Origin of the sequence: Paenibacillus sp. N3.4, assembly GCF_008017805.1 — a bacterium.
Classification (GTDB): Bacteria; Bacillota; Bacilli; order Paenibacillales; family NBRC-103111; genus Paenibacillus_E.
Genome location: NZ_VRTT01000140.1, coordinates 1 through 8,825 on the forward strand (window position 1 = coordinate 1; position 8,825 = coordinate 8,825).

At 36.1% G+C, this 8,825-nt stretch carries 7 protein-coding genes; 3 read left to right on the top strand and 4 right to left on the bottom strand.

What is annotated here, in order from left to right; all coding sequences use genetic code 11:
• Positions 1–526 precede the first annotated feature (526 nt).
• From FU659_RS33810 to FU659_RS33820, 3 genes are all read left to right on the top strand, one after another.
• A complete protein-coding gene (locus tag FU659_RS33810) occupies positions 527–847 on the top strand; it encodes a hypothetical protein (protein WP_187274588.1) in 321 nt (106 codons plus the stop codon).
• A 98-nt stretch (positions 848–945) separates the two neighbouring features.
• Entirely contained in the window at positions 946–1,734 is a 789-nt protein-coding gene (locus FU659_RS33815; RefSeq protein WP_147951553.1) for a hypothetical protein, read from the top strand.
• 753 nt (positions 1,735–2,487) lie between these two features.
• The gene (locus FU659_RS33820) at positions 2,488–4,083 is read left to right on the top strand and encodes a hypothetical protein (protein ID WP_147951554.1); all 1,596 of its coding nucleotides are present in this window, start codon (positions 2,488–2,490) and stop codon (positions 4,081–4,083) included.
• Between the two features lie 799 nt (positions 4,084–4,882).
• On the opposite strand, the gene FU659_RS33825 is transcribed toward FU659_RS33820, so the two are convergent.
• The 4 genes from FU659_RS33825 to FU659_RS33840 form a co-directional block, all read right to left on the bottom strand.
• Positions 4,883–5,308 carry a hypothetical protein gene (locus tag FU659_RS33825; RefSeq protein WP_147951555.1) on the bottom strand — a complete coding sequence of 142 codons (426 nt, stop codon included), beginning with the start codon at positions 5,306–5,308 and terminating at the stop codon, positions 4,883–4,885.
• Between the two features lie 878 nt (positions 5,309–6,186).
• On the bottom strand, positions 6,187–7,302 hold the full coding sequence (locus FU659_RS33830) for a helix-turn-helix transcriptional regulator (RefSeq protein WP_147951556.1): 1,116 nt from the start codon (positions 7,300–7,302) through the stop codon (positions 6,187–6,189).
• Positions 7,299–7,709, bottom strand: a complete 411-nt coding sequence (locus FU659_RS33835; RefSeq protein ID WP_187274589.1) for a response regulator — start codon at positions 7,707–7,709, stop codon at positions 7,299–7,301. Before FU659_RS33835 ends, FU659_RS33830 begins: the two co-directional genes overlap by 4 nt.
• Positions 7,706–8,659 carry a sensor histidine kinase gene (locus FU659_RS33840; RefSeq protein ID WP_147951558.1) on the bottom strand — a complete coding sequence of 318 codons (954 nt, stop codon included), beginning with the start codon at positions 8,657–8,659 and terminating at the stop codon, positions 7,706–7,708. The genes FU659_RS33835 and FU659_RS33840 overlap by 4 nt, the downstream gene beginning before the upstream one ends.
• Between the last annotated feature and the right edge of the window lie 166 nt (positions 8,660–8,825).

Consider the following 8,825-nt stretch of genomic DNA (forward strand, 5'->3'; position numbering starts at 1 on the left):
ACCAACCGGGCTTTTTCCTCTGGGCTGAACTTCCTTCTGGGACCTGTCATACAACTAAGAAACTCCTTTTTTGCTGTCTAGTTTATATGTAGCATTATAAACCGTTGCGGGAATATTTCTTCAAAGCGGTCCCTTTTCTTGTCTAGGTTATACCAAGCATCTGCATTTTAGGCTTTGATATTTACTTATAGTTCCAATGAACAAACGGGGAATGATATTCGAATAAATACATAGAAAAGGCAGCGCGTTTAATGCTTCTAACGGGTAGTCCTAGAAAAGGAGCTGCACAATTGGCAACTCCTTCATTAATGTCCCTCAGTATCACGATTGAGCTTATGACGGCTATATGCGATTGTTAGTCCGCCGTCAACCGGGATAATTTGCCCCGTAATTCAGTTCGACTCGGGATCGGCCAAATGAACGATTCGCCGATCGAAGAATATTGCTCGTTATGCGCTCATAAAGACCGTTAAGGAGGCAATCGAAGTTCGCGGGCTAATCTCATCTATGATCAGCGAATGCGAGTTTGTCGAGGAATGGTTGGAGACTGGCAGGCGCCCAGGTAGCTACAAGGGAGTTGAGCGCGGCTACAAGGAAACAAATTGGGATCCAGCTTGGCTTGACTCGTACGCTTCACCAAACGGTTGGTATACGGATCGCACGCAGCTTAGTGGGGAGGTTATCGTATACAGATAGCTTCCGCATCGAGGATGCCATGAGCACGCTGTCTGATCGGGAGCGCCAATGGTTTCATGATGTACCATGTGGATGGCATGAGCGAGTAAGATATAGCCCGGGAGCTGCATCTTGGAAGGAGCAGCGTGCAGAAGTTCTTGGAACGGGCTAAAGATAAAATTGAAGAAGCGAAAATGAGCAGCTTATTCCTATTGGAGTAGGCTGCTTTATAACATATAATAGAAAAATATGGGAACGTGGAGGGTTGTTATGAGTAAAGAAAAATTAGCATTAGATGTTATCCTTGAGACAAGCGCAGGACTTTTATCGTTAATTCCTGGCGCAGGACTAATCGTCGGTCCAGTTAAGTCCGTTGTTTCAGATTATGCAACACGTCAATTATCTAAGCGTGAAGAATTTAGGGTTGGAGAAGTCGCACAATATTGCATATTAAAAATAAAAGAAAAGTGTGCTGCGGGGGAGTCATTACGAGATGATGATTTTTTCTTTGACTATAATGAAAACTATCGTTCTAATGCGGAAGAGGTTTTTGAGGGAGTTTTAACAAAATGTAAGAGTGAACATGAAGAGAAAAAGTCTAAATATACAAGTAATATCTTTGTTAATGTATCCTTTAATAATACTTCTATTGGTGATGCAAATCATTATCTAAAGTTAGCTAGTAGCATTACATTTCGACAAATGTGTCTCATTAATATCTTTGGGAAGAATCACAAAAACGAATTAGGCATTCGTTCTAGTCATAAGCATACTTTTACATCGGAACAAAGTTCAATTTATCAAGAAATTTATGATTTAGTGCAAAAGGGAGTTCTATGGAAAATTAGTACAAAACAGAGCGTAGTTGAAGGTTTTATTTCCAGTGATATGCTTTTGAATAGTGATGATGATTATGATAAAAATGTTTATAGTTGGATGAATGTTATTCCTGGAAGAATGGCACTTTCAGGGTTTGGTAGAGAGAGTTATGAATTAATGGGTCTCATTGAAATACCAAACTATGAATTAGATGAATTAATTCAGACTCTTAAATATTAACTCGAAGACCTTAGATCACATAACCGCCATGAATTTACTGTTTTCACGGAACTCACGTTTCAATGTTGCCACAGACTGGACGTATGTAGAATAAAAGGGGGGAAATTTACCTTTGTCCACTGTTGTTTATCAAGAAGAATATAGTCCTCACTTTAAAGAAGTCGATGTAAATTTTTATCCAGATCAATGTCAACATTGCGAAAAGTGGGATACTGCCCCCGAGAATTAAATGGCTTTTTACATGAATCATTCCTTCAAGTAGTTTTTAGGTGTACTTCACATGGTCGCAAAAAATTCTTTATTTCTTATTACATTACTTCACCAAGTGGTTTTATTTTCTTCGCAAATTCAGAAAATGAAGTACTTAAACAGCAATATTTTGATGATCGCATTAATTTACTATCACCAGATTTTTATTCAATTCTTACTGAATAACACACCATATATTGATATGACTTTTCGCGAATGTAAAATTGTTTATTCCGCTAACGGGGAAGTACGACAAGTTCTGCTATAAGCATCAAACAGTGTGAAAAGCAGGAGATTACAGCAGTAATTTCAACTTTACAACCAAGGATGGGAATGACGGAACCATGTATCCCGAAACCATCCCGCCAATACTCCTGCGTGCGTCATGTTTAACAGAACATGAGGTGTGAAGTACAGGTAGATTCGGCAGAACGAAGGCTAGAGCCATCTTCTTTTTGAAAGGTATGCCAATATTGAAAATAATGATAATTCGGGAGGATAGTTATGCCTGTTATTTCATCAGCAACTATTTTGTTTGGAAGTGTGGTAGCAAAGGTCGCGAAAAAACTTTATTTGGAAGAGCCATTAAGTTCACTCCACAAAAAATATAAAATGAGAATTAATGAAAATAAATTTGACAAAAAGAAATTCAACAATCATGATTTGCAACGGGGAGCACAACGTGCATTTATCCGTTCTGTTAGGAGAATCTGCAACAATTGTTTAGGTTACATTAATTTACACATGCATGAGGTCGGCAATGATAAAGAATGGTTAGTTGCTAGTTTAGAGCAATTGGAAAAAAAGCTAAATGTTGAACTTCAAAACGTAGACTCACTAAAATTACCTAATCCACCTATTGATGTGTTGGATGAATTAGCCTTACTATTAAACGCTCAAGGTGATATGGATGATTCGGCTATTCAAGAAATCAACCAAAGGATTATTAAGAGGGCATTGGAGTTTGACGTACCACACGCTATATATATACACGAAGTGAAAGGAAATCTCTTTGATTACATGCAGAGGTACTTTGCAAGTGAAATCAAATTTACAGATGAAGTATACAATATCTTCACCGCACAATTAGAAGTCGAAAGTAATCTAACTATCAAACAAGTTAAAACAGCACTAGATGATTTCATTGGTGATATAATCAACGAACTAGAGGAAATAAAAGATATTTCCAATTCGAACCTTGCTATTTCTACCGATTCAAATAAAAAACTAGATCAAGTAATCGAAATTCTTTCACAAACAGAACTTGTTCAAATTGGAATAGAAGAAGAACAAATTCCTTCAAATGAAAATTTTATCATTGAGATCAACCATGATAATCAATTAGTTAAAACTGATGGAGAGCTTTATTTCCTTTTAGAAGAAATGAAAGATTATGCAAAAAATCATGGAAAAATACATTTGAAAGTACATGTGTTGTATAAAGAAGATTTTAAAAGATATTGCGACGAGGCCAAAAGGGAACTTGAAACGAAGTTTAAATCAATTCAAGATTTTAATGCATTGAAAAGATATAAAAGAAAATATAAATTTCATAAAGATAATTTTGAAGATATACAAGATAGGGAAAGATTGGCAGAAAACATGATTCTTTATCTTTTAACGAACAATAGTTTGAGTTATTACAGGGCTGCTGCTGATAACTTACTTAGCAGTTTTAAGAGCGTGATTTCATTTGTTTTTCCGAGCGAGCTTTCTAGGTATGTTGTTCCAAACGAGCTTTTCGAGCTTTTTTATGATGATCGTGATTGGAGTGAACTTTCTCCGAGAGAGCAAGATTTTCTTTTCCCTAAGATGCAAGAGAAAAAATTAAAGCTTCAATGCTATACTGCTAATGAGGAGCATCCAACCTTCGCAATTGACTTGAATGAAGAACAGCACAATATGCTAACAGAAGAACAAAGGCTAACCTATAAGATTGGACGTTATAATTTCATCTGTGAATTACCTATTCAGATCATTTTAAAAACAGTAATCCCAAAGTTTCTTGCAACACTTGATCGTAGTTATAATGGGAATTTGGAACTAAAAGAAGATGAAGTTTTCAACAATATTGACATATGGTATTTCAGTTTGAGTTGAATTTTACTTTCAGATTAATATATTAACGAATTTCTAAACCAATATTTTAATTTTTGGAAAATTGAAGGAGACGATAGTTGAATGTCAGGGAGCAGATCGCCGCGGTTGGCAGCTGTTCCCTTTTGCAATTAACGGGCAGCATTCCTATTATGAAGAAATACGAGGTTTGAGAAATAAAAAGACTCCTTGGTATGATGTATATGGATCCCAGTTGCTGGCCAGCGATCGGATCCATATACAAAACCAAGGAGACTACAACACATCCAAAAGATCTAGCGAGTTCAGTTATCGGACAATGTTCTTGTCATCCGACACTACTAAAACGCTTGTGAGACATGGGATTGATCCTGTTTATAGACATATGTATAAAATACGGAGTTTACTCATTACGCAGAAAGCAGGTTCCATAGAGTTTGAGAGTATCATAAACGGCAATTTTTGTTATTTCAAGCTATAGAAAATACGTTCGTATTTCCCATAAAAAATAACAAATGTTGCTTTACCTAGATCAAACCATTAATTTAATTTCTTTTTTATCTTTTTATTTTTTTAATTTTTAAAACTTTTAATTCAAAAACTAGGTTTTCTAAAAATCAGGTTTTCACATGTTTGTCAGATAAGTGTAGCTATTGACAAGAGAGACCATCCTGCGGACGTCCTTGCTTCGCAATCGTCCTTTCCGCAGGACGGTCAAACCTTTGTCAAAATGCATACTTAAATCGCTTGTAAAACCTCAGCAGTTACAACAAAACCTAATTCCTGAAGAAGATTAAAGGCAGGTTTAAACCAAAATCACCTCCTACGAGAAATATGTAATTTTCGAAAATAACTCCGACCGTGATTGAGCAAACCCATTCTTAATGCTCTCATCCACAATTAACCATTCATGAACCGGAAGGGTAATCGACACCTTAAGGGCTTTTGTTGGTTCTTTTGGACCGTCTAGAGCCTCTGCAGAGCGCTTGGATAGCTTCTTAAGATCAGGATGTTTCTCGTAAGCTAAAGAAACCTGATAATTAAATTCTTCGATCATACGATCAACATAACGCCGATAAGTGGGAAGCAACATGTCATTACGATCTGCGAGTTTACGAGACTGCATAGACAAATTAGTAAAGTGCCCAGCTTGAATATGCGAACTACGCTCACGTAACCGTTTGACAAAGGGCTTGGCCGCAGTAATAATGGCTTGGAGTTCATTTCTTAAAGCCTCACGTTGATCCATGAAAATTTAACCTCCGAAGGGATATAGAACTTTTAGGAGCGAATGTTACAAAAAAGCCTGACCACGGAAAATACCGTAATCAGACTGCGTAAGAAATCCCGTATACACTTGTGTATAAAATACGGATTTTGTGAATATGTATTAAATTCAACTTCGGGTCCAACTGATATTTAATCGGACAATATTCTTGTCTCCCGACATTTCTTCCGTTTTAGCGAAAACTATTATGGGACATAATTACTTATTCATCAACTTTCTTCTCTCGACTTATTAAGAAAAGTAACGATCCCAGACCTACAATTGCGAAAACTGCAAAAATACAACCAAATATTAACATGTAATAATCCATATCCATTAGTAAATTACCTCTGATTCATCTTGTACTTTATTTTCCAAATATATATTACCATTAACTTTGAAATATCGCAATTTCTCACAATTCACCCGAGACGCTCAAAAGCATAACGAATGCAATCATCGAAATGAATGCCCTCTTTAGAACCAATGGAATCTTAATTTCCAATATTTCCAACTCCTTTAAAAGATTTTTTTGATTGTACAAGAAATAATGAAAGCGCTATCATATAACCTCCTTTTAACTATGCAATCATTGTTCAATATGCCTGCTCTCCTTTCTATTTTTGAATAGTATCGCAATTAGCACATGTTCCTAGTACCTTTATAGCACTAATTACAAAAATTGACTTTGTAATATTTTATTAAACTTGTTTAATTTCTTTATATCTTTGTACTTGTGTTACTTTAAATTACTCTGAAAGTTAATAAAATTGTGTTTTTTATAGAAGTCAGATAAAAAATCCTTTTCTGTGGATTATGGGTCCACAGAAAAGGATAAAAACAAAAGAAGGGTTTTGGTTTCATATTTCTTTTTCCATAAAGGAACTCGGTAATTCCTCTTTCTTGCAGACTGATTTCTTATAAACAGATGGATAGCAACCAGTGAATTCAGTAAATAGTCTTGTAAAGTGCCGCGTATTGGTATATCCCACCATTTCAGCTACTGTTTGTACTTGAGAGTGAGTATCCCTCAACAATTCCTGCGCTTTGATTAATCGAAGCCGAGTTAAATATTTAATAAATGTATCACCCATTTTTTTATGAAACAGTGTGCTCAAATAATTAGGAGTCAACTCTAGTTCGTCTGCAATTTGTAGAATGCTAATATCATGCATAAAGTTTTTTTCAATAATTAGCAGCGTTTGTTCAATTACATTTTGGGGTCTCTCTACTTTACGGATTTCATTCAGTAATTGTCGACCGTGTATTTTCAGTTTATGTATCCACTCCGAGGAGTCATCGGAAATATTCATTTGACATTGAATCGTGCTAAATAGAAATTGAGAAATCCCTTTTCTTATCGACTCTTCATTAAATAATACCTCTGCATCAAAAATCGTTTTAAGCTCGTTAACCTTATTCATATAATTCGCATGTGAACGTTCGTGGTAGCACTTTACCAGTTTAAGAATTGTATGACACAATTTGATTGCATCATCACTGCTGTTCTTTATTAAATCCGACAGATTCCACTTTTTATTTATACCAAATAATATACGTATCAATGAGAACGCTTGCAGTTTGCTCATTTGTTCCTTGACAACTGTGTACGACGGACATTCCACCGAAATCATCGTTAAACAAAATTTACTATTGGCTGTTGCAACTAAGATGGGTTCTATTTCTTCGATCATTAGTTCAACAATCTTTATGTATTTGGTTGCTTTTCGATATGAGTTAATAAGAGCAAGGTCCCCATTTGGCAAAAACACAAAAGCATAACGGACATTCATGTCCATCGTCTGATGAATTCGGCTTTTAATTTGCTGATAAAAAGTCCGAAGCCTGTCGACCTGTTCAGCTTCCGCTAATGCACTATCTACATAAAAAACTGTAATTTTATATGACCAATCTGCGGAATCACCTATTTCTTCCAAAATTGATGTTGGACCTAGCCCATGGATGATTGAAATCATGGCAGATTCAAATTTTTATTAACAAGATCATTTCGCATTTTTAGTTTATGATTCACTGCTTCCAATGAGCTCTTAAGTTCCTCGATACCCACCGGTTTCAGTAAGTAATTCGATGCCCCTAGTTGTATGGCTTCTTGAGCAAATGAAAATTCAGAGTAACCTGTTAAAACGATACATTGTAAATAAGGGCATTCATTCTGAGCTATCCGAATGGCTTCAAGTCCTGAAAGATAAGGCATTCGAATATCGACTATAGCAAGATCGGGTTGGTGTTCCTTAATTAATTTCACCAGTTCATTACCATCAGAAGCGATGCCGACAATACTCCAACTACTCTCAATTTCAGCAATCATGCTAATCAGACTCTCTTGAACGTAATATTCATCATCGGCAATTACAATTCTCACGATTGAACCTCCTGCAACGGTATCCTTATGATAATTTGAGTTCCCACATTAATCTCACTGCTAATGAAAAAACTGGAGCCTGGGAACGCAAGTCGCAAACGCTCCTGTACGTTGTTTAAACCGATATGAAGTCGAGAATCTGTAAGCCCTTGCTCAAAGCCCTTTCCATTATCCTGAACCATAATTTCTACGATATGTTGATCATTTTCTTTGAGCTCCTTGGCCGAAACTACTAATAAGCAAGCATGGGTAATAGGTTCCATCCCATGGATGATTGAATTCTCAACTAAAGGCTGCAATAGCAGCTTAGGAAGACTCATTTTTTCAATAGATGTTTCGCATTGAATATTGAACTCAAAGCCTTTTTTGCCAAAACGCATTTTCTGCAGATCGCAATAACTCTTTAAAAACTCAAATTCTTCCTTAATCGTAGACTGATCTGTGTTTAGCAGAATATACCTTAACATCTTACTAAGCGAAATGATCGAGTGTTCTAACAATTCTCTTTGACCTAATCGATTCAAACCAATAAACCCGTTTAAGATGTTGTAAAGGAAATGAGGTTGGAGCTGTGCCTGCAAAGATCTGTATTCAGCATTGCGCAAACTCAACTCTGTATTACGCAAATTTAATTGTGCTCTGTATTCACTTTCAATCAATACGTTTAAATGTGAAATCATAGAGTTAAGCGCGATACCAAGTTGGGCAATTTCGTCTTTCCCACGAATCTCCATTTGCTGGTTAAACCTCCCTCTTTGAACCGCTTTCATGAGAGAGATCATTTTTCTGAAAGGAGTAATGATCCAGCGGGAAAGGGAGAAAAACACTAAAACAGTTAAGAAAAGTCCCCCTAAACCAAATACAATACCTACAATATTCACCCAATAGAATTGAGACTGAATAGCTGCATTGGAAATCAAAACGACAATGTTCCAATTTGCCTTTTCCAACTTTGATGAATCATGATATACGATTCTTTATCATCGGAGATGGTTGTTTGTCCTCTTGCAACCTGATCCAACTTCTTACACCAACAGTTGATGATGAAACCAAAGAACAAATTAGAATTCTTTATCTCAAAAACATGTTTAATCCTAACATCTTAAATGAAGGGGA